This window comes from Providencia sp. NPDC089933, from assembly GCF_049545585.1.
GTDB lineage: Bacteria > Pseudomonadota > Gammaproteobacteria > Enterobacterales > Enterobacteriaceae > Providencia > Providencia huashanensis.
The window spans coordinates 1-22691 of sequence record NZ_JBMWDT010000019.1 but is presented as its reverse complement, the minus strand read 5'-3'; the positions used below and the strand labels follow the sequence as shown (position 1 = coordinate 22691).

Annotated in this window: 20 protein-coding genes; 11 read left to right on the top strand and 9 right to left on the bottom strand. The window is 37.7% G+C overall.

The window, feature by feature from the left end:
• Positions 1–93 precede the first annotated feature (93 nt).
• A complete protein-coding gene (locus tag ACPEH5_RS20140) occupies positions 94–498 on the top strand; it encodes a RidA family protein (protein ID WP_042848906.1) in 405 nt (134 codons plus the stop codon).
• Positions 499–613: 115 nt separating this feature from the next.
• On the opposite strand, the gene ACPEH5_RS20135 is transcribed toward ACPEH5_RS20140, so the two are convergent.
• Both ACPEH5_RS20135 and ACPEH5_RS20130 read right to left on the bottom strand, forming a co-directional pair.
• Positions 614–1957 (bottom strand): NCS2 family permease, encoded by a 1344-nt coding sequence (locus tag ACPEH5_RS20135; RefSeq protein WP_042848905.1) that lies wholly within the window; start codon positions 1955–1957, stop codon positions 614–616.
• 48 nt (positions 1958–2005) lie between these two features.
• Positions 2006–3778, bottom strand: a complete 1773-nt coding sequence (locus tag ACPEH5_RS20130; RefSeq protein WP_105880874.1) for an adenine deaminase — start codon at positions 3776–3778, stop codon at positions 2006–2008.
• 145 nt (positions 3779–3923) lie between these two features.
• On the opposite strand from ACPEH5_RS20130, the gene ACPEH5_RS20125 reads away from it, so the two are divergent.
• The 3 genes from ACPEH5_RS20125 to ACPEH5_RS20115 all read left to right on the top strand — a co-directional run bounded on the left by ACPEH5_RS20125 (position 3924) and on the right by ACPEH5_RS20115 (position 6885).
• Positions 3924–4850: a LysR family transcriptional regulator gene (locus tag ACPEH5_RS20125; RefSeq protein WP_129467151.1), complete on the top strand. Its 927-nt coding sequence runs from the start codon at positions 3924–3926 to the stop codon at positions 4848–4850.
• Positions 4851–5070: 220 nt separating this feature from the next.
• Positions 5071–5964 carry a hypothetical protein gene (locus tag ACPEH5_RS20120; protein ID WP_166685847.1) on the top strand — a complete coding sequence of 298 codons (894 nt, stop codon included), beginning with the start codon at positions 5071–5073 and terminating at the stop codon, positions 5962–5964.
• Between the two features lie 186 nt (positions 5965–6150).
• Positions 6151–6885, top strand: a complete 735-nt coding sequence (locus ACPEH5_RS20115; protein ID WP_131680838.1) for a vWA domain-containing protein — start codon at positions 6151–6153, stop codon at positions 6883–6885.
• Between the two features lie 163 nt (positions 6886–7048).
• On the opposite strand, the gene efeB is transcribed toward ACPEH5_RS20115, so the two are convergent.
• The 5 genes from efeB to ACPEH5_RS20090 all read right to left on the bottom strand — a co-directional run bounded on the left by efeB (position 7049) and on the right by ACPEH5_RS20090 (position 11054).
• Positions 7049–8323, bottom strand: coding sequence for an iron uptake transporter deferrochelatase/peroxidase subunit (gene efeB / locus ACPEH5_RS20110; RefSeq protein ID WP_129467153.1), 1275 nt, complete (start codon positions 8321–8323; stop codon positions 7049–7051).
• 11 nt (positions 8324–8334) lie between these two features.
• Positions 8335–9237 carry an EfeM/EfeO family lipoprotein gene (locus tag ACPEH5_RS20105; protein WP_166696563.1) on the bottom strand — a complete coding sequence of 301 codons (903 nt, stop codon included), beginning with the start codon at positions 9235–9237 and terminating at the stop codon, positions 8335–8337.
• A complete protein-coding gene (locus ACPEH5_RS20100; protein ID WP_042848952.1) occupies positions 9215–10063 on the bottom strand; it encodes an FTR1 family iron permease in 849 nt (282 codons plus the stop codon). The genes ACPEH5_RS20105 and ACPEH5_RS20100 overlap by 23 nt, the downstream gene beginning before the upstream one ends.
• Positions 10064–10074: 11 nt before the next feature.
• Positions 10075–10410 (bottom strand): cupredoxin domain-containing protein, encoded by a 336-nt coding sequence (locus ACPEH5_RS20095; RefSeq protein WP_042848900.1) that lies wholly within the window; start codon positions 10408–10410, stop codon positions 10075–10077.
• Positions 10411–10496: 86 nt separating this feature from the next.
• Complete coding sequence (locus ACPEH5_RS20090) at positions 10497–11054, bottom strand: iron transporter (protein ID WP_042848899.1); 558 nt, start codon at positions 11052–11054, stop codon at positions 10497–10499.
• A gap of 287 nt (positions 11055–11341) precedes the next feature.
• Here ACPEH5_RS20090 and ACPEH5_RS20085 point away from each other — a divergent pair, with 287 nt between their 5' ends.
• From ACPEH5_RS20085 to ACPEH5_RS20075, 3 genes are all read left to right on the top strand, one after another.
• Positions 11342–12271 (top strand): haloacid dehalogenase-like hydrolase, encoded by a 930-nt coding sequence (locus tag ACPEH5_RS20085; RefSeq protein WP_166696564.1) that lies wholly within the window; start codon positions 11342–11344, stop codon positions 12269–12271.
• A gap of 147 nt (positions 12272–12418) precedes the next feature.
• Positions 12419–13753, top strand: a complete 1335-nt coding sequence (gene rimO / locus ACPEH5_RS20080) for a 30S ribosomal protein S12 methylthiotransferase RimO (RefSeq protein ID WP_042848896.1) — start codon at positions 12419–12421, stop codon at positions 13751–13753.
• A gap of 211 nt (positions 13754–13964) precedes the next feature.
• Entirely contained in the window at positions 13965–14606 is a 642-nt protein-coding gene (locus ACPEH5_RS20075; RefSeq protein ID WP_166696565.1) for a helix-turn-helix domain-containing protein, read from the top strand.
• 620 nt (positions 14607–15226) lie between these two features.
• Here the strand turns inward: ACPEH5_RS20075 and ACPEH5_RS20070 are convergent.
• Positions 15227–15856: a response regulator transcription factor gene (locus ACPEH5_RS20070; RefSeq protein ID WP_129467158.1), complete on the bottom strand. Its 630-nt coding sequence runs from the start codon at positions 15854–15856 to the stop codon at positions 15227–15229.
• 469 nt (positions 15857–16325) lie between these two features.
• Here ACPEH5_RS20070 and ACPEH5_RS20065 point away from each other — a divergent pair, with 469 nt between their 5' ends.
• Positions 16326–17321 carry a LacI family DNA-binding transcriptional regulator gene (locus ACPEH5_RS20065; protein ID WP_042848894.1) on the top strand — a complete coding sequence of 332 codons (996 nt, stop codon included), beginning with the start codon at positions 16326–16328 and terminating at the stop codon, positions 17319–17321.
• Between the two features lie 84 nt (positions 17322–17405).
• Here ACPEH5_RS20065 and ACPEH5_RS20060 read toward each other — a convergent pair whose 3' ends face one another.
• Entirely contained in the window at positions 17406–18860 is a 1455-nt protein-coding gene (locus ACPEH5_RS20060) for a glycoside hydrolase family 32 protein (protein ID WP_071548548.1), read from the bottom strand.
• A gap of 185 nt (positions 18861–19045) precedes the next feature.
• On the opposite strand from ACPEH5_RS20060, the gene ACPEH5_RS20055 reads away from it, so the two are divergent.
• The 3 genes from ACPEH5_RS20055 (at position 19046) to purT (ending at position 22371) form a co-directional block, all read left to right on the top strand.
• Positions 19046–19993: an aminoimidazole riboside kinase gene (locus ACPEH5_RS20055; protein ID WP_042848892.1), complete on the top strand. Its 948-nt coding sequence runs from the start codon at positions 19046–19048 to the stop codon at positions 19991–19993.
• A 170-nt stretch (positions 19994–20163) separates the two neighbouring features.
• Entirely contained in the window at positions 20164–21090 is a 927-nt protein-coding gene (rarD, locus tag ACPEH5_RS20050) for an EamA family transporter RarD (RefSeq protein WP_042848890.1), read from the top strand.
• A gap of 102 nt (positions 21091–21192) precedes the next feature.
• Positions 21193–22371, top strand: coding sequence for a formate-dependent phosphoribosylglycinamide formyltransferase (purT, locus tag ACPEH5_RS20045; protein WP_129467161.1), 1179 nt, complete (start codon positions 21193–21195; stop codon positions 22369–22371).
• Positions 22372–22691: the final 320 nt, after the last annotated feature.

The window sequence follows — 22691 nt, the reverse complement described above, 5'->3', positions numbered from 1 at the left end:
GTTTCAACAGATAGAATTTGTCTGATACTTAGATACTTCAATAGAATTTTCTTTATAATTTACAGTTGGTTGATATTTTAAAACGGATAAAAAATGACAAAAAAATTAATTAACCCTAAAACGGTATTTAACTCTTTGCAGTATGGCTTTAGCCAAGCAATAGAAACGAGTGGAACACGCCAATTATTTTTATCGGGGCAGGTTGGTGTAAATGCTGAACAAGAGACTGTAACTGGTGGGATGTATGAACAAACAGTTCAGTCACTGATTAATATTGAGCATGTATTACGTGAAGCGGGTGGGGATTTATCCCATGTCGTGATGTTACGTATCTATATTAAAGCAGGTTATGATAGTGACGAAGAGCAGCTTGCTATTACAAATGCATTAAAAGAAAAGTTTGGTGAAATGCCTCCCGCCTCTTCTTGGATTATTGTGACAGGCCTTTCATTGCCAGAATGGCTAATAGAAATAGAAGCACAAGCGGTATTAAATTAGTGTTAGCTTAATTAAAAAAGGCCGCTGATTATGAGCTGACCCCAGTCATTGGGTAACCAATTTCTGGGGGGCACGTCATTATTTAAACTCTGGCCTTTTTATCATTCAGTGAGTATTAGTGTTTTACTAGTGTTGAGAAATAATACACGAGAGGGACTGCTAGAATCCATAAACTGATAGGGATCTCGCGCCATTTACCAGCAACAGCTTTAATTAAAATATAGAATAACAACCCGCCAGCAATCCCTGTTCCAAAGCTATTGGCAATTAAGGTGATCATCACCATCATTAAAACAGGTAACCCATCAGTAAAGTTGCCTAAATCAACTTTACGTAGACCACTAAACATATTTAGACCAATCAAAATTAATGCGGGCGCGGTGGCTTGTGCTGGGATCATTAATGCAATAGGGGTAAATAATAACATTAATAAAAACATAAATGCTGCGGCAAGAGCTGTCATTCCTGTTTTACCACCCGCTTCAGCGGCTGCCGACGACTCTATTAATGCTGTTGCAGCTGGAATGCCGACCATTGGTCCTAATGCTGCTGCGATTGAGTCAACGATAAATGGGCGGTTTATATTCGGCATATTACCTTCTTTATCTAATAGACCTGCTTCGCCGCCAACGGCTAATGTTGTTCCCATGGTAGAGAAAAATTCAGCAGCAAAAAAGACAAATAAGAAGGGTAAAAATGCAATATTCAACGCACCAATTAAATCAACTTGCCCAAGAACTGGTGCGATAGAATGAGGAACACCAATAAAACTTTCAGGTAGTTTTGTGACACCAAATGGAATACCTAAAATAGTCGCAAATAAAATGGCCCATAATATTCCACCGGGAATTTTACGCGCTTGTAATGCGATAGCGACAAAAAAACCTGCAAGGGCAACTAAAGCACCCGGTGAAAGGAAATCACCTAACATTAATGCATTAGTTTTTGGATTGGCTAATACTAGCCCAGCATTGCGAAAGCCTAATACAGCAACAAAAAGCCCAATTGATGCAGTTAATCCGAGTTTAATTGATTGGGGTACTGAACGAGTTACTACTTCACGTAAGCCGAATTTGGTTAACAGAAAAAATAAAATACCAGACCAGCACGCAATACCTAACCCTATTTGCCAATCTATTCCTTCGCTGCCCGCTAGGGTAATACCAACGAGTACCGACCCGCCAATTCCAGGACCCACAATAAAAGGTAAATTTGCATAAAAAGCCATTAATAAGCTGGCAAGCACAAAGACAATAATGGTCCCTGTTGTTGCAGCGCCTTTATCCATTCCACCCGCGGCTAATAAACCAGGAATTACCACCAATAGATAAGCGGCAGCTAAAAAGCCCGTGATACCCGATAAACACTCAGTTTTAATTGAACTTCCGCGTTCTTTTAATGCGAAGCGTTTTTCTAACCAACTCCCTGATGTTGGCGTATTTATTGAATTTTCAGCCATTAATAGGCTCTCCTGTCATTATTTTTGGTATATTCGTATTTTTAGTCATTAGTGCTCGGAAAAATGAAGAACGGCATCAACAAGTTGACGTGTTGTTCCATCTGTTAATCCTAAGTCGGTTAAATGAGGCCCTGCATTACAGGCTAGACAAGTTCCTTCTATCGCTTTGAAAACACGATAAGGCGGTTCCCAGTCAGCAATTTTATGGCTTAACTCACGTAATTGACGGAACTGCTCGGCGAGTTCTGAGGCGGGTAAATCCGATAACATGCCCGCAATTGGCATAGCTACATGGGCTAAAATTTGTCCATTTTGGACTAAGGCCATGCCTCCACCGCTTTCTATCAATAAATTGGCGGCAATCGCCATATCCTGTGGGTCACGACCGAGCACGACAAGGTTATGAGAGTCATGTGAATAGCTAGTAGCGATGGCGCCGCGTAATTCACCCCAACCTTCGAGCAGGGCAATCTGTGGTCGTGCATCATGACGCCCATGGCGGTGCTGAACGCGAATAAAACTAAAATTATCAGGAAGTTGTACTATGCCATTAGTAACTTGCACATCAACTTCTCCCCATTGAGTAAAGCGGGCGCCATGGATATGCCGCAATCTAGCTATTCCATTATTCACTCCATCAATTTTAAGTTGGCAATCATCCGCGGTAATTGGGGAAAGATGCATAGTATCTCGAGGTGGTAAAATATCTGATGGAGAACTAATGGCATGTATTAATTTGCCTTTTTCTGCAATTTTTTTACCTGCTACATAAACGGCTTGTGCTTTTAACGTTGTCAGTGAGTCAAAGAGTACGAAGTTAGCTTTTCTGCCTGCGGCAATTAAACCAAGGTCATTACGTTGTAAGCGAATAGCCGCATTGAGTGTTGCAAAGCGCAGTGCATCAGTTGCTGGCATGCCATATTCAATCAATAGGTTGAGTAAAGCGATAATACCACCTTTTTCTATCAGCATATCGGGTGGAACATCGTCGGTACAGACTGTGATTTGCGATGATAAATGGGGCAATGATCTCAGTGCATTCACAATGTCAGGGAGTAAGTAGGGATGGGAGCCTCGAATTTCTAAAGTAAGGCCCGCTCTGAGTTTTTCCAGCGCGTCATCTGCGGAAGTTAACTCATGGTCTGAAGTAACGCCTGCCGCGAGGTAAGCCTGTAATTCGGCACCTTTTAACCCTCGAGCATGCCCTTCTATTAATTTACCGGATTGGAGCCCTGCATTCAGCACTTCCTCCATTTTTTCGCTGCCATTGAGTACGCCATGCATATCCATAACCTCGGCGACCCCCCGCACTTCAGGCCAACTAAGCATAGTTGACATTTCTTTGCCTGCGAAATCTGCCCCCGACATTTCCAACCCTGGCGTAGATGGGACGGATGATGGTGCAGCAACCATAACGTCTAAAGGTAAATTACGACTAGAGTCAATTGCATAGCGGACTCCCTCTAATCCTAATACATTAGCAAGTTCATGGGGGTCCCAAAAGACGGCAGTTGTCCCTTGAGTTAGAACGATTTCTGCATAACGAGCTGGTGGAAGGTGAGAACTTTCTAAATGGACGTGAGTGTCAATTAACCCAGGTGAAATAAAATAACCCGATAAATCATGAACTTCTTTTGCATCAGTGCGTGAACCTGTTGGGTGGACACTTGCAATCAAATTATCTACGATACCGATATCTGCGGAGCGTATCTCGCCTGTTACCATATCAACGATATTGGCTTGTGTGAGTAAAAGGTCAAAAGGAATATTGCCTTTTGCGGCTTGAATAGCATTACGCCGAGTTTGCTCTGTTATGTTCATAAAAATACCATTTATATGATTTATGGTTGCTACTTTATGAGCAAGGCAAACGTTTGCCAAGATGATAAAATTTATCAGGCTATAAGAGAAGGTTATGATAGGATGAATATTCCATGATTATTCAATCTGCAGACAATTAACGATTATGACAGAACCTTGGCAACGGCTGCCGGCACTGACGCTCAAACAATTACAGTATTTTGTCACTTTGGCAAAGCTGCGTCATTTTACTGAAACAGCTAATCGTTTAGCTGTAAGTCAGCCTGCACTTAGTAGTGCTTTACGGCAAATTGAATCTGTTTTAGGTGGAAAGCTAATTAATCGAACGGCATCATCAGTCACATTAACGGAACTAGGTGCTGCTATTTTACCTCATGCACAGCAAATCCTCAGTGTGTCGCATCGTGCATTTAGTGATATTCAAAAAATCATCGAGGATGGTGGTGATGGTATAGTGCGTATAGGGCTTGTTCCTTCTGTGAGTTCATTAGTATTTCCATCTGTTCCTGAACAATTAAACCAATTATTTCCTAGATTAAAAACCGAGTTTTATGATCAAACTAATGACTCACTCGTGAACCAGATAATTAATCATGAAGTTGATTTTGGCATAGGGGTTCTAGACAGTTCAGTTCCACAAGAGCTGAGTATTTCCCCATTACAAGATGACCCTTTTGTTGCTGTTATTCATCATGATGACAGGTTAGCGAACAATGAATTTCATTTACCTTGGAAATTACTGAATAATCGCGACATTGCTGTATTTTCTAAAGGGAATATTCAACGTTTAGTTGCTGCAACAGTAGAAAGCCATCGGCTCAAATTAAATATTCGTTATCAAGTTGATTATATTGAAACTCTATATGGTTTAGTTCGTTCTAAACTAGCTATTGCCATCCTACCTCAACTTTATACTGTTCATTTACGTGACCCTGAACTGAAAGTATTACAACTTCAGCAACCTGAATTAACTCGTACAGTCGCTTTAATATGTAATAATCAGCCTCTTACACCAATGATGGAGGATGTTTATCAAGTATTATTAAAAGTATTACGTGGTCATAATGGATAATATTTAAACTATTTTAGAGTGTTGATTGCAACAAAATAGATAGTTAACAGTAAATTAGTTAGTTAAAGCACTTATCGTAAAGTTATTTTTATCAATATCAATTAATAATATACTGTTAGCATTGCTGGTAATATTTAAAGTGAGAGATAACCCCCCTCATTCAGGTGTAACATTCTGATTATTTAGAATAACTATAAAATTATCATTTGGAAATAATATTATGAAAATCATCCTAAAAATTATTTGGTTTATTGCCGCAGTCATATCTATTTCTGCTTGTGATGATTTTCAGGCGTTAGATGGAAAAGGTAAATTCTATTACACTAACCCTAGTACAGATACAATGACCTTTAAGTTAGATGGTAAAGCTTATGATATTTTACCGGATGGGAAAGGGGTTATTCTAATTTCTAGTGGGTTACATCACTTAGAAGATGAAAAAGGGCATATAACTGACTTTTTTGTTTTTGAAAATAATTCAGGTGGGATTATTAACCCAAATCAGTTTGTTTATTATACTTTATCTGAAGTGTATGCGGTTGATGGTAAAGAAAATAGGTTTCAGCCTGCTAGTTACCCTGTTACCATTAATGGTCATGAGTTAGAAATGCCTATTCGAAGCTCAAATGCCACGATCATTGATGCAAATATATTTAGATGTAGTTACCCTGTAGGGGAAGCATTTCCTGAGTCAATTACCCTTTATGACGATAATTTAGATGGGAATATTAAATCTAAGTGCTTTGATAAGCTTGAATTAATTCAATATATAAAAAATGAATATAACAAAAACCTATTACCTCAGAAAAATCATCATGGTTTTTTAGATTCCGTGAATATAGATTTTATGTATGTAGAACCCACCGCTGATTTTGCTAATGCTAATGTGCAATTAAAAGCAGAAAAACTAGTAAAATTGGTTACAAAGCTGAAAGATTCTGATGATGCTGATATACATAAAAAGCTGAATGAAGAATTCTATCAAGCGACAACTGAATTAGTTCATGAATATGCGCAGAGTTCTGCATCTAATACCGTTTCTGAAAATGTGAAATATAATGAATTTATCCAACAAATTAATTTACTCAGGGAAAATGGTATTTGGGTAAGGTAAATTTAACTTATTCTAATTACAGTGATATTTCTACACATAAGAGCTAATTATTTAGTAATGGTTCGTCTCATTCTTAATTAAGAAAATGCTTATTAAGTAAGCAGAGTAATCTTATTTGAAATAATAGTAGGAAAAGAGACATTGGATATGGAAGTCTTTATATCAACCATACCAAGGAACTCGGCAATGAACCTATCAAAGCAATCTGTTTTTGCTGTTATATCAGCAGCATTTTTATTGTTGTTCACTACTGTTGCAAGTAGCAAATCAGTTGTCGAAATTAAGAAAGAACCTGATGTTTTAGATCTCGTTTTTATTCTCGATAAAAGTGGATCAATGTCTGGTTTCGAATCAGATACTATTGGCGGCTATAACAGTGTTCTTGCTGAAAATAGAGACAAAAAAGCCAAAACTTACATTACGACACTGCTATTTAATGATAAAACAAGCCTGCTCTACAATAGGGAACCTATTGATAAAGTAGCTAATTTAACGCTGGATGATTACCCAGTTGGCGGTTATACCGCACTATTAGACGCAATTGGGGAAGGCATCGAAAAAATGCGTGAAAATAGAAAAGTGACTAAAAATAATAATGTTCTATTTATCATTATTACGGATGGTCAAGAAAATAGCAGTCGTAAATATTCTCAAGCTAAAATTAAAGCGATGATTAAATCAGCGGAAACGGAAGATAAATGGGATTTTATTTTCTTAGGTGCAAATATTGACGCAATTTCTGAAGCTGAAAACATTGGCATTAAAGGTGCTAATGCGACGGGGTATGTCCAAGATGGTACGGGATATGATAAAGCTTATCGTGCTGTCAATAAAGCGGTTGAATCAAAGCAGATGTCTGCACCAATATCAGAGGATTGGAAACAGGAAGTTGAAGCGGATGTGAAGGAACGCCAAAAATAATAAATGCAGTAAAGCCTAAACAACAGTGATGAATAGATAATATTTAGGTGATATAGCCAATGGCTAGTGATTAAGAATATTAATTGTAAATGGTAAAAGCCCCTCAGTAATTGATTGTCTAACTACTGAGGGGCTTTTTGCATGATAGGAGAGTTAAATCACTTTATTTGGTTTGTTTTAATGCTGTAAACATTTTTTCAGCAAGATAACCTTGTGAATTTTTTACCCCCGGCAAGACGAAGTAGTACCCACCACCGAAAGGCTTTATGTATCTCTCTAGGGGTTCACCATTGAGACGTTTTTGAGTATCAATAAAACCCGTTTTTAAATTTTGTTGAAAAGATACAAAGATTAGCCCCATATCTAGAGCACCAGACTCTGTTAAGCCTAAAGAATAGCTGTAACTTCTGCGCCTAAGCTTGGCAGTATAACGTTCAGGATTACGAGGCTCAGCACGGCGCATATGAGAGTCAAACAATATACGATCGCCATGTGGGTCTTTTTCAAAGGCTGGGTCATCATGTTCATTTTTCATCCCTATTGGTGCTCCGGAGTCTTTATGACGTCCAAAATCGTTTTCTTGATCTTCTAATGGCGTTCTATCCCAAAATTCAAGATTGAAGCGTATTAAGCGCACGGCTTGGTATGTACCGCCATCACACCAAGAAGGTTCTTTACTTCCATCTGTTATCCAAATCAGTTTATTCATCAATGATGTGTCAGAAGAGGGGGCATTGCCCGTTCCATCCTTAAAACCGAACAAGTTAATTGGAGTCGAGTGATTGTCGATATCTCGTGCAGGTAAGAAACCGTCAATTTTCCATAATGGGAAGCAATAGGGAGATACATGGCGTAAAATATCCCTTAATGCATAAATAACACTTTCTTGGCTGTTGGCACATATTTGTAGTAAAAAGTCCCCACCACACCATTTTTTCTCTAGCCTATCGTTAGGGAAACTCGTCATTTCACTGAGGTATTTAGGTTTAATTTTGTTGAGACCAAATCGGTTATCAAAAAGGGAGTTTCCTAGTGCCACAGTGATAGTGAGTAGGTCAGGTTGCAAATGTGTCCCGAGAATACCGGACTCAGCTGGAGGCATTTTATCATTTTCTGTTGAAGGCATTGTTTGTGGTTGGGTAAGGTATGCAATGCGCTCGGTTAACAAAGCGAAAATAGTTTGTAGTTCTTCAACAGTATTCGACGTAATATTGAAAGCGATAAATGAGGCATTTTTAGGCTCGGGTGTTAATACACCAGCTTGGTGTTCTCCAAGATAATTAACCGCTTTATTGTAAGTGGGTTGGCAATCAGCGAATTTTTCTTTAGCTTTTAAAGTTGGAATAGTTAAAACCGCGCTACCAATAGCGAAAGCTTTTAATGCATTTCTTCGTGACATTCCTGTTGCTTGCAAAATACTTCTAGGTTTAGCTTGCATAAATTTATGCCTTAATATTTATAGTAAACATCAACATCGAGCTGAGCCCGTAACTTTGCTAAAGTTTCGGCTTGTTGAGTGAGTAATGAATAAAGTGCCATTTTGTCTTGTTGTTTTAGCTGGCTATAAGGTTGATATGTGCTATCAGCCATATAATATGGCTGCATGATTTTATTGATCCGTAGAGTATTTTCTTGTAATTGCTTAAGTGTATTCTTTTCAATAAAAGGTTGAATAACGTTGATGATTTCTTGCGAACCTTTTAAGTTAGCAGCAATATCGGTTAAATCAGATAAGCTGTAGATATTTTCTTTACCCTCTAATTTTGTTTCTAGGATCATTTCAATAAAGTCAGCGGAAGCCTGTACTAATTTAGGGATCTCAATAGTTTCTGTTGTGACTCGTTTATGCAAATCGCGCCCTTTAATGAGTAACTCTTCATTAGCCGCTAATGCTTGCGTTGGATTTTTTGCAGCAAATAATTGGTATTCAACAAGATGAAACCCAGTAAAGCGATAGTCTTTTTCTTTATCGAGAAAATAATCTGCCCTAGGGTTAATGGTTCTATCTGTGTTACCGAATAACACTATAATTGGACGAACAGTCTCGTAGTGTTGATGGGCTATGATGTAAGCGTGTTGAGCTGCCGATAGCTTCCCTTGTTGTAAATTTTGCTGTAGTAACTCTAGCTGGATAACCATTTCTGCTAATTCAGCAGTGATAAAATTCATGTAGGTATGGATTGAATCTTGGTATTTCTCTGGAGTGGGGATATCCCCTTTAGCAATAATGATGTTATCCCCAGTCTGTACTGGGGACCTTAGTGCTTTGCCATAACTTAATGAAGGAACAACGACCCCTAATATTAAGCTAAAAAATAAGCATTTGAATTTATACCTTAGCAAGCTGCACATTTTTTTTGCTCCTTGCAAATAGCGGTATCACAATTACCCAATAGAGAATAAAGGTTATTACACTTAGCCATATCGGTTGTGAGCGATAGGCAAAGAAAGAGGAAATAAAATTCCCCGCAATACCTGAATCATCCAGTAAAGCGGTAGTATCCCAAGCGGGATAAATTAAAAACTCGGGGATAGCAAAATCATACTCAATCAGCAGGTTAGCACTTTCTTCCACCCCTTTTAGTAGAAGTGATAATGCAAGGAAAAGTAGGATCACCCCTGTAACTTTGAAAAATATAGCCCAAGAGATTAAGCGATTGGTCAATAAAAAAGCGTAAAGGGTCAGGGCAGCAATTGCTATTCCGCCAGCGACTTCGATAAAGAATTCAGATGCATTATTGGTTGTTAATGACATAATAAAACTAGAAAGGAATACCACAATTTCACTCCCTTCACGGGCAATTGCGATGGCGATAATGAGTGAAGCTCCCCACCAGTTATGGTGTGCAGCATTGCGGTTAATCCCCGACTCAATTTCTGCTTTCATAGAACTACCGTGTTTATTCATCCAATAAACCATTTGGACGATAAGAACACAGGCAAGTAATTCCATAAAGATCATAAACAATGATTGGCCTGTATCATCGAGGACGTTAAATACGCCATAGATAAGCAGTGCAAGCAATATGGACATTGCTAGCCCAAGGGCAACGCCCCCCCATAGGTATTTCATGCCATTACGAGCATCAGGGTGACGTTTTATCCACGCATAGATGATACCGATAACTAAAAGCGCTTCAAAACTTTCTCGCCACACAACAAAGAGAACTTGCCCCATGTTACATCCTTTTATTTAGCAATGATCTCGCCTTTCGGGTGAGAAAGGTGAAAGTCATCGAAGAAGCTATAAGTACCTGGTTTTAGCGGCGCAATGACAACAACAGAACTTGCGCCTGGCGCTAAAACTTTTTCTTTTCTCAATTGAATACTTTCAAATTCAGCAGGTTCTGTACCCGTATTTGTGATTTTAATGCGAATAATTGTTTTGGCGGGGACTTCGAGCACTCGAGGAATGAGGTCTCCATTTTTCATTTCTAATTCGACTGTGAATTTTTCTGCCGCAAGTGAATATTGTGGCGTAATAGTGCAAGCAATAAGCAGTATAAAGCTCAGTATTGTTTTCATCTCGGCTTATCCATTTTAAGCGCAAATAAAAAAGGGCTTGCGTGGAAAGATTCCCCGGTTAAGCCCTTAACTAATTTGGTGAGAAATTAGTAACTACCTTTACGACCAATACCCGCGTAGTCAAAGTCCCAAGAGACTTCAAAAGGCTGGAACCAAGGAGCGACACCTGTTTCTTTATCAATATGGCGACCAAAGGCAACATCTTTATTGTGTGAAGGTGGATAAATTTTGTAGACCACACGATATTTACCATTACCGTCTAATTTGATGTTTTCCCCATAGTGAGGGCCATCACTCGCTACCATTGGCATAAACGTACCTGTTTGCGTTTGTGGTTTATCACCAAGTTTTGTAACGGAATATTCGATTGTTAGGTAAGGGACCCAATCGCCTTCGGCGAAGCCATTCGGATTATCTTCAACAGCATGGATATCAGCTTCTAAATGAACATCTGCTTTGTCTGCGGGTAAATGAGACATTGCATGGTGACCTTCTTCAGTATCCATTGTGATGGGTTGTAAATAGACCCCTTGGATTTCCATTCCATTTTTGATCACTGGGTGGCCAAGTGGATATTCTTGAGCGAATGCAGCGATTGAAAATAGCGTGAGACCCGAAACAGCAGCTTTGTATGCGAGTTTCATTATTTCGTCCTTACCATAAGTAATATTGAGTCGTAATGATAATCATTACTATTGGTAAAAAACAAGCAGTAATTTTTAATGGAATAGGCATTAAAAGGGTAAAAATACACTTTTTTTATAAAAATCTATATGTTAGAAAAAGTTATTATTCTTAAAAAAATAACTTATTCATAATGTGTTCTATTAGGCAGTTTATAATTTTATACATGATATATTTCGCTGATTGTTATGAAATTAGTTAAAGTTCTTTTAATAAATTCTTTTGATTGATAAAGAAAGGGACAACTATGCAAAAACGTTATCTTGATTGTTCAGCCTCAGAGATTGCCAAGCTAAGTAAAAAGACGCTATTAGAGTCAATTAAGGCCAGTGAGGGGCGGCTATTGGTTTCTGAAACCATTGGCACTATTCAACCCGTATTAATGACAGTCACGAATGCGGAGTTAGCCGCGAGCCAAGGTGCCGATATTTTGCTGTTAAATGTTTTTGATGTTAATCAACCTATCCTACAAGGGTTACCAGAAGGAACGGCTCCTGAGGAGGTGATTCGCACTCTTAAGCATTTAACGGGTCGGGCGATCGGTGTGAACCTCGAACCAGTTCCAGCAGGGTTTAATAACCCAACGCAAGATGCACAGTGGAAAATATCGGAAGGGCGCTTGGCAACAATAAAAAATGCACTGAAATTAAAAGAAATGGGGGCTGATATTATTGTTCTAACGGGCAACCCCGGGAACGGTGTTACTAATGAAGAAATTAACCAAAGCCTTAAAGAGCTTAAAGCCGTGGTAGGCGAAGATATTGTTCTTATTACAGGGAAAATGCATGCAGCGGGTGTTTTGAATGCTTCTGCTGAACAATTAATTACGGAAGATGATATTCGGGCATTTATTGCCAGTGGTGCTGACATTATTTTATTACCAGCGCCCGGTACCGTCCCTGGGATTTCATTAGAATTTGTACAAAAAATGGTTGGTTATTGTCATTCTCAAGGGGTTATGACAATGACAGCAATTGGAACCTCCCAAGAGGGAGCTGACTTACAAACGATTAGGCAAATTGCGTTAATGTGTAAAATGGCAGGGACTGATTTACATCATATTGGCGATTCGGGCTACAACGGAATTGCATTACCAGAAAATATTTTAAATTATGGTATTGTGATCCGTGGTGTTAGGCATACTTACTCGCGAATTGCCCGTTCAATCAATCGTTAGTGCAATTTATTTTCTAGTTAAAAGGGCTATTCTGATTGGCTCTTTTAGCTTTAAAAATTCATTATTATCGCTAAAAATTTATACAATTCCTTTTCTTCTTCAGGTAAAATTTCGCCCATTTTTCTAAAATAATAAAAGAAGTGAGTTATGTCGCAAAATACTAATTCGGTGCCTAAAATTGGCTTCGTTTCCCTTGGTTGCCCGAAAAACCTAGTTGATTCAGAACGTATTTTGACTGAGTTACGCACAGATGGCTATCAAGTGGTGCCAAGTTACGATGATGCAGATTTAGTCATCGTCAATACCTGTGGTTTTATCGATAGCGCAGTACAAGAATCGTTAGAGGCGATTGGTGAGGCGTTAAACGAAAACGGCAAAGTTATAGTGACTGGGTGCCTCGGCGCAAAAGAAAATCAAATTCGTGAAGTTCATCCAAAAGTCTTAGAAATCACAGGCCCACATAGCTATGAACAAGTACTAAACCATGTTCATCACTATGTCCCTAAACCAGAACATGACCCTTTCTTTAGCTTAGTTCCCGAACAAGGGGTTAAACTAACGCCTAAACATTATGCTTATTTAAAAATTTCGGAAGGGTGCAATCATCGCTGTACTTTTTGTATTATTCCTTCAATGAGAGGGGATTTAGATAGTCGTCCAATTGGTGATGTATTAAATGAAGCGAAGCGTTTAGTTGCATCTGGCGTAAAAGAATTACTCGTGATTTCACAAGATACTTCTGCGTACGGTGTTGATGTTAAACATAGAACGGGGTTTTGGGATGGGCAGCCAGTAAAAACCAGCATGGTTGGTTTATGTGAACAACTTGCTTCTATGGGGGTATGGGTGCGTTTACATTATGTGTATCCATATCCACATGTTGATGACGTGATCCCATTGATGGCTGAAGGAAAAGTATTACCTTATTTGGATATACCTTTGCAACATGCTAGTCCAAAAATCCTCAAATTAATGAAACGTCCTGGGGCAGTGGAAAGGACATTGGAACGGATTAAGCGTTGGCGAGAAGTTTGCCCTGAGTTAACGTTGCGTTCGACTTTTATTGTTGGCTTTCCAGGGGAAACCGAGGAAGATTTCCAAATGCTATTGGATTTCTTAGCTGAAGCTAAGCTAGATAGAGTCGGGTGCTTTAAATATAGCCCAGTAGAAGGTGCGAAAGCGAATGAGCTTGAGGATCAAGTACCTGAAGAAATTAAAGAAGAGCGCTACCATCGTTTTATGCAATTACAACAACAAATTTCAACGCAGCGTTTACAAGATAAAATTGACAGTACAATTTTAGTGATTATTGACGAAGTTGATGATGAAGGGGCTGTTGGGCGTAGTATGGCAGATGCACCTGAAATCGATGGTATGGTTTATCTAAATGGTGAGTTTAATGTTAAGGCCGGTGATATTGTTAAAGTTAAGGTCGAACATGCTGATGAATATGATTTATGGGGCTCGATAGTTACCGATTAATAACTTATTGATTAGTACATTTTATAGCCTGCTTAAAGATAAAAAAAGCAGGCTATTTTTATTCATTGATGGCGAACTATTCGATTGCGGGTGGTAAATTGATGTAGATCAATGGTGAAAAAACTATCAATAAATAACTTGATCTAGAATATAAAAATTAAATGGGAAATTGACATAATCAAATAACTCTTATCGAAGAATAAGGATGACTATGTCGGCTCATTTAATATTTCCAACAGCAATATCGAATAAATTTAATCATTATAATTCAATTGATTATGATTTTATGATGGACCTTGTTAGTGGGACCATCATGGATGGATTATCGCCATTATATAATTTCAACATCGATGTTTCATGCATTAGTACGCGGGGCGAAACGCTATGGCTAAGTAATGAATCGAAAGGCGCTTTTGAAATTGCAAACCTATTATTAGGGGATATGACTGAAGGTGCGAGAACAAGGTTATTTGCCAGCCCAATTGAGTTACATGGTACATTCTATTATTTAGCCCCTGTATATTGGCCTACCGATGAACTATTCCTGATCGTGGCTTTTTCAACCGTTGGAGATAACGGTAATCTTCTGCTCGCGCTAGCTCAATCTCTTGCTAGAGAAGCAAGTGAAAAACTAAAGTGTCACTATTATTTGCAGAAAATACCGTATGAAGCGAAAGGGGAACAACGTTTTGCTAACATGGATATTCAATCTGTTGAAAAAGAATTGATTATTGAAGTCGCGCAAGCCTGTAAAGGTAAAATCCAACAGATGCATCAGGTGCTCAATATGGGGAGAACAACGCTGTGGCGTAAGCTAAAACAATATGAGATCAATATTAAAGAATATAAGTAATCTATAGCCTAGTTGTATCATTGCATAAAGCCAAAAAGAGTGCGCTTCTGACTACTCTTATAGCCAGTCATGAGCCATAAAAATAGTGAAGCGCAAAAGAATTAGCCAATATTGTGATCGGTCGTATGGAAAGGCAGATTTGGCTTACCTCTCTGTACTGCTATCAGATGTATTGGGATAAAGAGAAATGAAAAAGTAAGCTCATTATGACGAAGTAGATGAAGTATGTATGTTGTAAAAAGCCTTATTTTTTTATATTTTCGCTCGAAGGAATTGTTAGCAAAAAGCAACAGATTTCATAAAAATATGTTATATAAAATATTTTTGAACAGTAGCTTAATAAAGCTTAATTCTATCATCTTATTAGATAAATTCGGAAGGTTATCATTACGACTGAAATTATTAATTAACTTAAGTGGCTCTTTAGTCAAATATAGTGTATTTATATTTTTTCTGTAATTTATGAATTTTAGTTATTATTTTTAAACATACAGGATTTTAATCTATATTTATCTTAGATTATATAGATTAATCATTTTTAAGAGAGAGAATTTCTGATGGTTTAATATTAAACCATCAGAAATAATAATTTACATAAGAAAGGAAACATATCATATAGATTAAATATGTTTAGGATAGGTATTGATATAGTCGTATTCTTGAATAAGCTGAGGAAGTGATTTAATACCTAGTTTTGTATAAATATTAGAGCGATGAACCTCTACAGTTCTAGGTGATAAAGAGAGTTTTTCTGCCGTTTCTTTACTCGTATTACCTTCTAATATCATATCCATGATTTCTCTTTCTCTAGTCGAGAGGCGAGCAAACTTATCAGATAGGTAGGTATATTTTTTGTGCTCTTCATGCATAGAGACGAACAGTTCTGTTGCATTACTAATAGCATTCAAAATTTCAATATCTTTGAAAGGACAAGGGAAAAAATCAAAAGCTCCAGATTTAAAGCTTTCGCGACACAGATTGATAGAAGGCTCTTCAGCAAGAACAATAAATGGCACAATACCGAAATTGCTACTTATATTGTTTAATCTATTAATACGGTTCTCATCATTATTTAAGAATAATAAAATACATTCTTTCACATTGCTCTCGAAAGGGTAGGTATAATTACTCATAAATGTTTCTTCGTTATTATAAAATTTAAAGATAAAACCAAAAGATTCCATCATTAATTTCAGCTTATTCTTAAAGACATTATCACTATCTATGATTACGTGAATGGTGTTATTCATCACCATACTCCTGTTAAACTGATTTGATATTCATATTAATTTGATAAAATACGTAGATAAATAAACCGAAAAATGAATTTGACGGTAATATTTTCTACTGATCGTTGTTCTTTTTATTAATGTATTACTGACCTTAATTTATATTAAAAATATCATCTAGTTAAATTTAATATAAAAATAGAAACAATGGTTAAAGTTTGTGTCAATGCGTAAGATTCGATTAATGTTATGTAACATATTAGGTGGTTTTACTTGTTTAACGAGTTTTTTCCCTAACAAAATATATAAAAAATTTATAAGTTCTTCCAATAATATCGCAAATAGCTAATCATAAAAAGTCTAAAATGTGGGGCTGAGCGAAGTTTTGTTAAGTATTTATACTTGTTTTAGATTGATTAACAGTGGGTGCTTTTTATATCTAACATGCTAAAATTTATCCTCGACCTTTTTTAATGAGTGAATATACTTAATGGCTTCTTTAAAAGATGTAGCGCGACTAGCAAATGTTTCATTGATGACGGTATCAAGGGCAATTAATAGCCCTGGCTTGCTCAAACCTGAAACATTGAAACAGGTTCAGCAAGCTATTGAGTCACTTAATTATGTCCCAGATTTTTCTGCACGGAAGATAAGGGGGAAAAGTTCAAAAATTTCTACAGTAGGTGTTTTAGCGCTCGACACAGCGACAACTCCATTTTCAGTAGAAATGATCCTTTCAATAGAACAAACAGCAAGGCAATTTGGTTGGAGCAGTTTTGTTGTCAATATCACATCAAGTGAAGACAGCGAAAGAGCGGTTCGCCAACTATTGTCCCAACGTCCTGATGGTATTATTTATACCACAATGGGGCTTCGAGAAGTCTCTATTCCAGAAACGCTACATAATAACCGTCTTGTTTTAGCTAATTGTGTAGATAAAGAAAATAAATTTCCGGCCTACATACCAGATGATTTTAATGGCCAATATAATGCAGTTGAACGTTTAATTGATAAGGGATATCGCCATCCATTGTGTCTTTATATCCCACAAGAAACATTGGCTGGGAAAATTCGCAGTGAAGCAGTTGAGGCGGCGTGGAATAATGCTAATTTACCTAAACAATCTTTAAAACAATATCATTTAGAACTAGGTGATGAACATTATTTGGATGTTATAAATTTAATCAATCGTCACTTTAAAAATAAGAAACCAGATTTTGATGTCGTCATTTGTGGAAACGACCGCATTGCATTCTTAGCATATCAAGTGTTGCTTAGCCATGGATTACGCATCCCTCAAGATATTGCGGTGCTTGGTTATGATAATATGATTGGTGTTGGGGAATTATTTTACCCACCATTAAGCACTGTGGTATTACCGCATTATCAATTGGGGCAACAAGCCGCTTTACATATTATAGAAGAACGCCAGTTAGATGGGGTTCAATACGTTGCATGCGACTTGTTAGAACGTAACTCATTTTAATATATGAATATTTAATTATTTCAAGAGGTTGTTGGCCACTGGTGTAGTAACAGCTTCTTAATATTCCCAACAGAACTTCTCTACTTATACGATAGCTTTTTCGAGATGCCAATAGGTTGCTTTTTCTAACTTTGCTTGGTTATTTATTGCAAATAGTTTTAAATCTCGCTCCCCCTCATGTGGGTAGATACGGCAACTAAAATTAACGTCACCATCGTTAATGAATATTTCAAGACTGGAGCGATCAACAAAAGCATGTATTTTTAGCTGCTGGGTTTCAGGTAATGGAACACTGCGGCTATCACTAATTGTATATTCAGGATAATGGCGCATTAAGGTTAATCGTTGGTTTTGGTTATCAATATAAAATTGCACTCCGTAACCAATCCAAAAACCAAATTTCTCCGCGGGGCTCTGTTGTAAATCCCAAATAAGTTCTAGTTCACAACTGGAGGCATCTTCATTCACTAAAACCGTTGTGTTCTTTTCTAAATTTATTGTGGGTAAGTGCGTAGTGGATTGCCGTAAAGACTTTAATTCTTCAATAGGTCTAGAAATAATTTTGCCTTGTTCATTAAGAGTAAGCTCTCTGGGTAAAGTAAAACAACCTGACCACCCATCTTTTTGGGATGGCATATGACTTTCCCACATATCCATCCAAGCTATTGCAATACGGCGACCATCTTTCGATAAAAAAGTTTGTGGTGCGTAAAAATCCTGCCCAAAATCTAATTCGGTAAATTGGTGAGTAATTGTATAAGGGGAGTTTGGTGACCAATTCCCGACTAAATAACCATTTTGAAAAAGATTACGATATTGGTACTTTTCAGCTTTTTTCCCTTGAGGTGAAAATAAAGCAATAAAATGTTTCCCTAGAGGAAAAAAATCAGGGCATTCCCACATATAAACACCCTTATCATCAGTTTTAGCCAGCACTTGGTAGTTTTGATCCCAATTTAATAAGTCTGAAGTGCTAAATAAGAGTATTTGACCATGATTATGGGGATCTCTTGCACCGACCACCATCCACCACTTATTGTTTTGCTGCCAAACTTTTGGATCACGGAAATGCATAAACCCTTCAATTGGCGGAATGACAACTCCTTTTTTTTCAAAATGAATACCATCTGTACTAATCGCAACGCATTGAGACTGAATAATTTGGCTGTCATCACCTTGATTACCCAACCAAATATGACCCGTGTAGAACAGATAGAGTTCACCGTTATGGCTAACTGCGGAACCCGAAAAACAGCCATCACGGTCATACTCTTCACTAGGTGCTAATGCAATAGGTTGGTGCTGCCAGTGGACCATATCAGTACTTGTTGCATGCCCCCAATGCATAGGCCCCCAGCTAGCGCTAAATGGATGATGTTGATAAAAAGCATGATATTGACCTTGGTGATAAATCAACCCATTTGGGTCATTCATCCAGCCAGCAAAAGGAGCGAGATGATATTGAGGATAGAATTGAAAATCTAGGTTTTTTCTTGATGTTTGAATGGTGTTATTCGCTAATTCAAGTTGATTTTTCATTGTGCTTCCTTAGTTATTTCCCCATACCGAAATGGATAAATAAGATGAGATAACTCGTGCGTTTCTTTAATGATGTATTTATACTAATGTTAACGTTAACAGTTTGCTAGTGAAAATTTCATTAGTAGGTAATGTATATATTCATTAATAGATAATAAAAACACGTAGTCAGTAAAGGAGATATGATGAAAGTCTGGGCTTTAGGCGATGCAGTAATTGATTTGCTCCCCCTTAAAGGGATGCAATATGAAGCTTGTGCTGGTGGAGCCCCCGTTAATGTCGCCGCTGGCGTTGCACGTTTAGGGCAAAACAGTGGTTTTATTGGCAGGGTAGGGGAAGAGGCTTTTGGGCATTTTATGCAGAAAACCTTATTTGAACTAGGAGTGGATACCAGTGCGATGGAGTTTGATGACAAATATAAAACGAGTACCGTTTTAGTCTCATTACATGAAAATGGTGAACGTGAATTTTCTTTTTTAGTTTCCCCTTCAGCAGATCAATTTTTAACTGCAAAAAACTTACCTAAATTTGGTAATGATATTTTGCACTTTTGCTCATTAGCATTGGTACATGAAACCTGTCGGGCATCGTTATCAACAGCAATAAAAAATATACAGCAAACAGGGGGATTACTGAGTTTTGATATCAATATTCGCCCACAAATGTGGGCTGATCCCGATGAAATGCATTGTGTTATCGATACTTTTGCAACGCAAGCAGATATTTTAAAACTATCGGATGATGAATTATTGTGGCTAACAAAGGAGAGCTGTTTTGATGATGCGATTTCTAAATTACAAAAGTATCCTGCCAGTTTAAAAATAGTCACTCAAGGCGCTAAAGGTTGCCAAGTATTTACGTCCTACACATCTATAGCAGTTAGTGCCTATTTAGTTGATAGCATTGATACAACAGGGGCTGGCGATGCTTTTATGGCGGGTTTACTTGCGGGAGTTTCTCAATATGGTTTGTCAAATACTGGCGACAGCTTAATGAAAATTATTTCTCAAGCGTCAGCTTGTGGAGCTTTGGCAACGACTAAAAAAGGGGCGATTTCAGCAGCGCCAACGCAACAAGAATTAATCGAATTTATACAACAGCAACCACTATTATCCCAAAGAGAAATCCTTTGAAAAGTATCTATATGGAAGGTAAATAGAAGATGGTTGTCTAATCCACTTTTATTTATATTTACTTCGATATAAATCGACCAATATTGGAGGTGCAATCAGTTTTATTTTCTATATTTTGGCGTATGATACGAAGCTAATTTCACTTAATTAGTTTTTATTGCGGGTAAACTATGTTGCTGCGTTCAGGAGTGGCTCTTGCCATTTTTTCTTATATTCTATGGGGTATAACACCGTTATTTTACCGTTTACTTCCTGGCGCCGAACCTTTAGAACTACTTGCTGAACGTCTTATTTGGTCAGTACCAATACTTTTTTTTATTCGTTTAATTATTAAGAATAAATCTTTATGGGGCCAAGTCTGGGCTGACAAAAAATCAATTGTTTTATGTTTCTTTAGCTCATCGATTATGGCTATTTCATGGACTGCATTCACTTATGCGTTAACTCATGGGCAAGTTCTAGCGGCAAGTTTGGGCTATTTTATTAACCCTTTATTTTCAATTTTACTCGGGGTTATCTTTCTCAGAGAGCGACTTGTATTTTCTGAAAAAATGGCCGTTATTTTTATATGTGCTGGTGTCGGTTATCAAATATGGCAGTATGGCGAACTACCTATTCTAGCGTTAGTGATGGGGAGCGCATTTGCGATATATGGATTAATACGTAAATTTATTCGGTTTGATGTCATTACTTCTTTATTTTTAGAAGCTCTTTGGTTATTGCCAATAGCAATAGGAATAACTTGGTGGTTAAACTCAAATGGTTTAAGTGCGGTAGCAGAAGGGGATTGGCAAGTTAAAATTCTTTATATGCTAGCGGCTCCGGTAACGATTATCCCATTGCTATTTTTCACGGCTGCAATTAAAAGAACTTCATTGACTGTAATTGGTTTAGCACAGTATATAGAACCCACAATCCAATTTTTACTTGCGGTATTTTTATTTAATGAGCTATTTGATTGGGTAAAAGGTGTCAGCTTCTCATTAATATGGATTGGTTTGATGTTCTGTATTTTAGCGATTTTGCGCAAGCAATATACTAAGTTCTCTCATAAAGATCCCTTTATTACTGGGCGTGATAAGACACCATTAGGCTAGATACTAGACTTTGCATTCATGAACTTTGTTTCCTTTGATAGTAAAAGCAAACGATTGCGTATATAATCACATTTATTATTTTTGCGGATAAGGTCATTAATCATGAATCAATTGGGTACTGCGCTGTGCGCTTCAGCAACCAAAGTCATGTTGCTTGGGGCGGGTGAACTGGGTAAGGAAGTCGCTATTGAATGCCAACGTTTAGGCATTGAGGTGATTGCTGTTGATAGATACGATAATGCGCCAGCTATGCACATTGCTCACCGCAGTTACACAATTAACATGCTTAATGGCGAAGCATTAAAACAGCTTGTTGCCTTAGAAAAACCTGATTTTATTGTCCCTGAAATTGAAGCTATTGCGACAAAAACCTTAGTTGAACTGGAAGAACAAGGGCAAAGAGTCGTGCCATCTGCGAAAGCCGTTTTTCTTACCATGGACAGAGAAGGGATACGTCGCTTGGCAGCGGAAACGCTTCATTTACCGACCTCTGATTACCGATTTGTTGAAAATAAAGCGGATTTTATTACTGCAGCAGAGAAAATCGGTTTTCCTTGTATTGTAAAACCAGTCATGAGTTCGTCAGGAAAAGGGCAGAGTGTTATCCGCTCGGCAGCAGAATTAGAACAAGCATGGGAATATTCTCAACAAGGTGGGCGCACGGGACAGGGCCGCGTTATTGTTGAAAAAATGGTTAATTTTGATTTTGAGATCACCTTGTTAACAGTCAGTGCAGTTGATGGCATTCATTTTTGTGCTCCTGTTGGTCATCGCCAAGAGAAAGGGGATTATCGTGAGTCTTGGCAACCGCAACAAATGAGTGATATTGCATTGAGGAAAGCACAAGAGGTTGCCCAAAAAATAGTTAGCGCATTGGGAGGCTATGGGGTATTTGGTGTTGAGTTATTTGTGTGCGCAGATGAGATCATTTTTAATGAAGTCTCACCTCGCCCTCACGATACAGGAATGGTGACGTTAATTTCACAAAATTTATCTGAATTTGCCTTACATGTTCGGGCTTTCCTAGGGTACCCAATAGGCGCAATTCGTCAATATGGGCCAAGTGCTTCTGCGGTTATTTTACCTGAATTGCATAGCAGCGATGTAGTATTTGGTCATATTGATACTGCATTTGGGTCGGATATCCAGTTACGTTTATTTGGTAAACCTGAAATAGCAGGAACTCGTCGACTCGGGGTTGCTTTAGCTGTTGCTGATTCTATTGAACAAGCATTGGAAATGGCTAAGACTGCGGCTGATAAAGTTAAAGTATCAGGTTGATTTCTAATAAAAAGAGCTCATTCACATTATATGAATGAGCTTTTAACTATTAAGAATTAAAATGATAACGAAGGGTTATTCAAGGAAAAATTTTGTTGTAAAGCAGCAGTGGTTATCTCTCTGATAAATGGTATAAGTCATAAGCTTGCACTAATATGACGGTACCTGAATAATTTTAAAAAAGAATTTAATTGTTGCATTAGGTTATACTTTTTTATTTTAGGCGACTACTGGCATTCCGCCGTTAAAGTTCTTACTGGCGAATCTGCAGTAACTGCAATCGTGTCTAATGCAGAATAGTTAATGGTACACTGACCCGA

Excerpts from the sequence above, each read along its gene's own strand:
- ACPEH5_RS20130 (WP_105880874.1), bottom strand. The coding sequence starts at position 3,778 with ATGAACATAACAGAGCAAACTCGGCGTAATGCTATTCAAGCCGCAAAA.
- ACPEH5_RS20085 (WP_166696564.1), top strand. The coding sequence starts at position 11,342 with ATGCAAAAACGTTATCTTGATTGTTCAGCCTCAGAGATTGCCAAGCTA.
- ACPEH5_RS20065 (WP_042848894.1), top strand. The coding sequence starts at position 16,326 with ATGGCTTCTTTAAAAGATGTAGCGCGACTAGCAAATGTTTCATTGATG.
- ACPEH5_RS20105 (WP_166696563.1), bottom strand. The coding sequence starts at position 9,237 with ATGTGCAGCTTGCTAAGGTATAAATTCAAATGCTTATTTTTTAGCTTA.
- ACPEH5_RS20060 (WP_071548548.1), bottom strand. The coding sequence starts at position 18,860 with ATGAAAAATCAACTTGAATTAGCGAATAACACCATTCAAACATCAAGA.
- ACPEH5_RS20075 (WP_166696565.1), top strand. The coding sequence starts at position 13,965 with ATGTCGGCTCATTTAATATTTCCAACAGCAATATCGAATAAATTTAAT.
- ACPEH5_RS20140 (WP_042848906.1), top strand. The coding sequence starts at position 94 with ATGACAAAAAAATTAATTAACCCTAAAACGGTATTTAACTCTTTGCAG.
- ACPEH5_RS20135 (WP_042848905.1), bottom strand. The coding sequence starts at position 1,957 with ATGGCTGAAAATTCAATAAATACGCCAACATCAGGGAGTTGGTTAGAA.
- purT (WP_129467161.1), top strand. The coding sequence starts at position 21,193 with ATGAATCAATTGGGTACTGCGCTGTGCGCTTCAGCAACCAAAGTCATG.
- ACPEH5_RS20115 (WP_131680838.1), top strand. The coding sequence starts at position 6,151 with ATGAACCTATCAAAGCAATCTGTTTTTGCTGTTATATCAGCAGCATTT.
- ACPEH5_RS20070 (WP_129467158.1), bottom strand. The coding sequence starts at position 15,856 with ATGAATAACACCATTCACGTAATCATAGATAGTGATAATGTCTTTAAG.
- ACPEH5_RS20055 (WP_042848892.1), top strand. The coding sequence starts at position 19,046 with ATGAAAGTCTGGGCTTTAGGCGATGCAGTAATTGATTTGCTCCCCCTT.
- ACPEH5_RS20120 (WP_166685847.1), top strand. The coding sequence starts at position 5,071 with ATGAAAATCATCCTAAAAATTATTTGGTTTATTGCCGCAGTCATATCT.
- ACPEH5_RS20095 (WP_042848900.1), bottom strand. The coding sequence starts at position 10,410 with ATGAAAACAATACTGAGCTTTATACTGCTTATTGCTTGCACTATTACG.
- ACPEH5_RS20100 (WP_042848952.1), bottom strand. The coding sequence starts at position 10,063 with ATGGGGCAAGTTCTCTTTGTTGTGTGGCGAGAAAGTTTTGAAGCGCTT.
- ACPEH5_RS20125 (WP_129467151.1), top strand. The coding sequence starts at position 3,924 with ATGACAGAACCTTGGCAACGGCTGCCGGCACTGACGCTCAAACAATTA.
- efeB (WP_129467153.1), bottom strand. The coding sequence starts at position 8,323 with ATGCAAGCTAAACCTAGAAGTATTTTGCAAGCAACAGGAATGTCACGA.
- rimO (WP_042848896.1), top strand. The coding sequence starts at position 12,419 with ATGTCGCAAAATACTAATTCGGTGCCTAAAATTGGCTTCGTTTCCCTT.
- ACPEH5_RS20090 (WP_042848899.1), bottom strand. The coding sequence starts at position 11,054 with ATGAAACTCGCATACAAAGCTGCTGTTTCGGGTCTCACGCTATTTTCA.
- rarD (WP_042848890.1), top strand. The coding sequence starts at position 20,164 with ATGTTGCTGCGTTCAGGAGTGGCTCTTGCCATTTTTTCTTATATTCTA.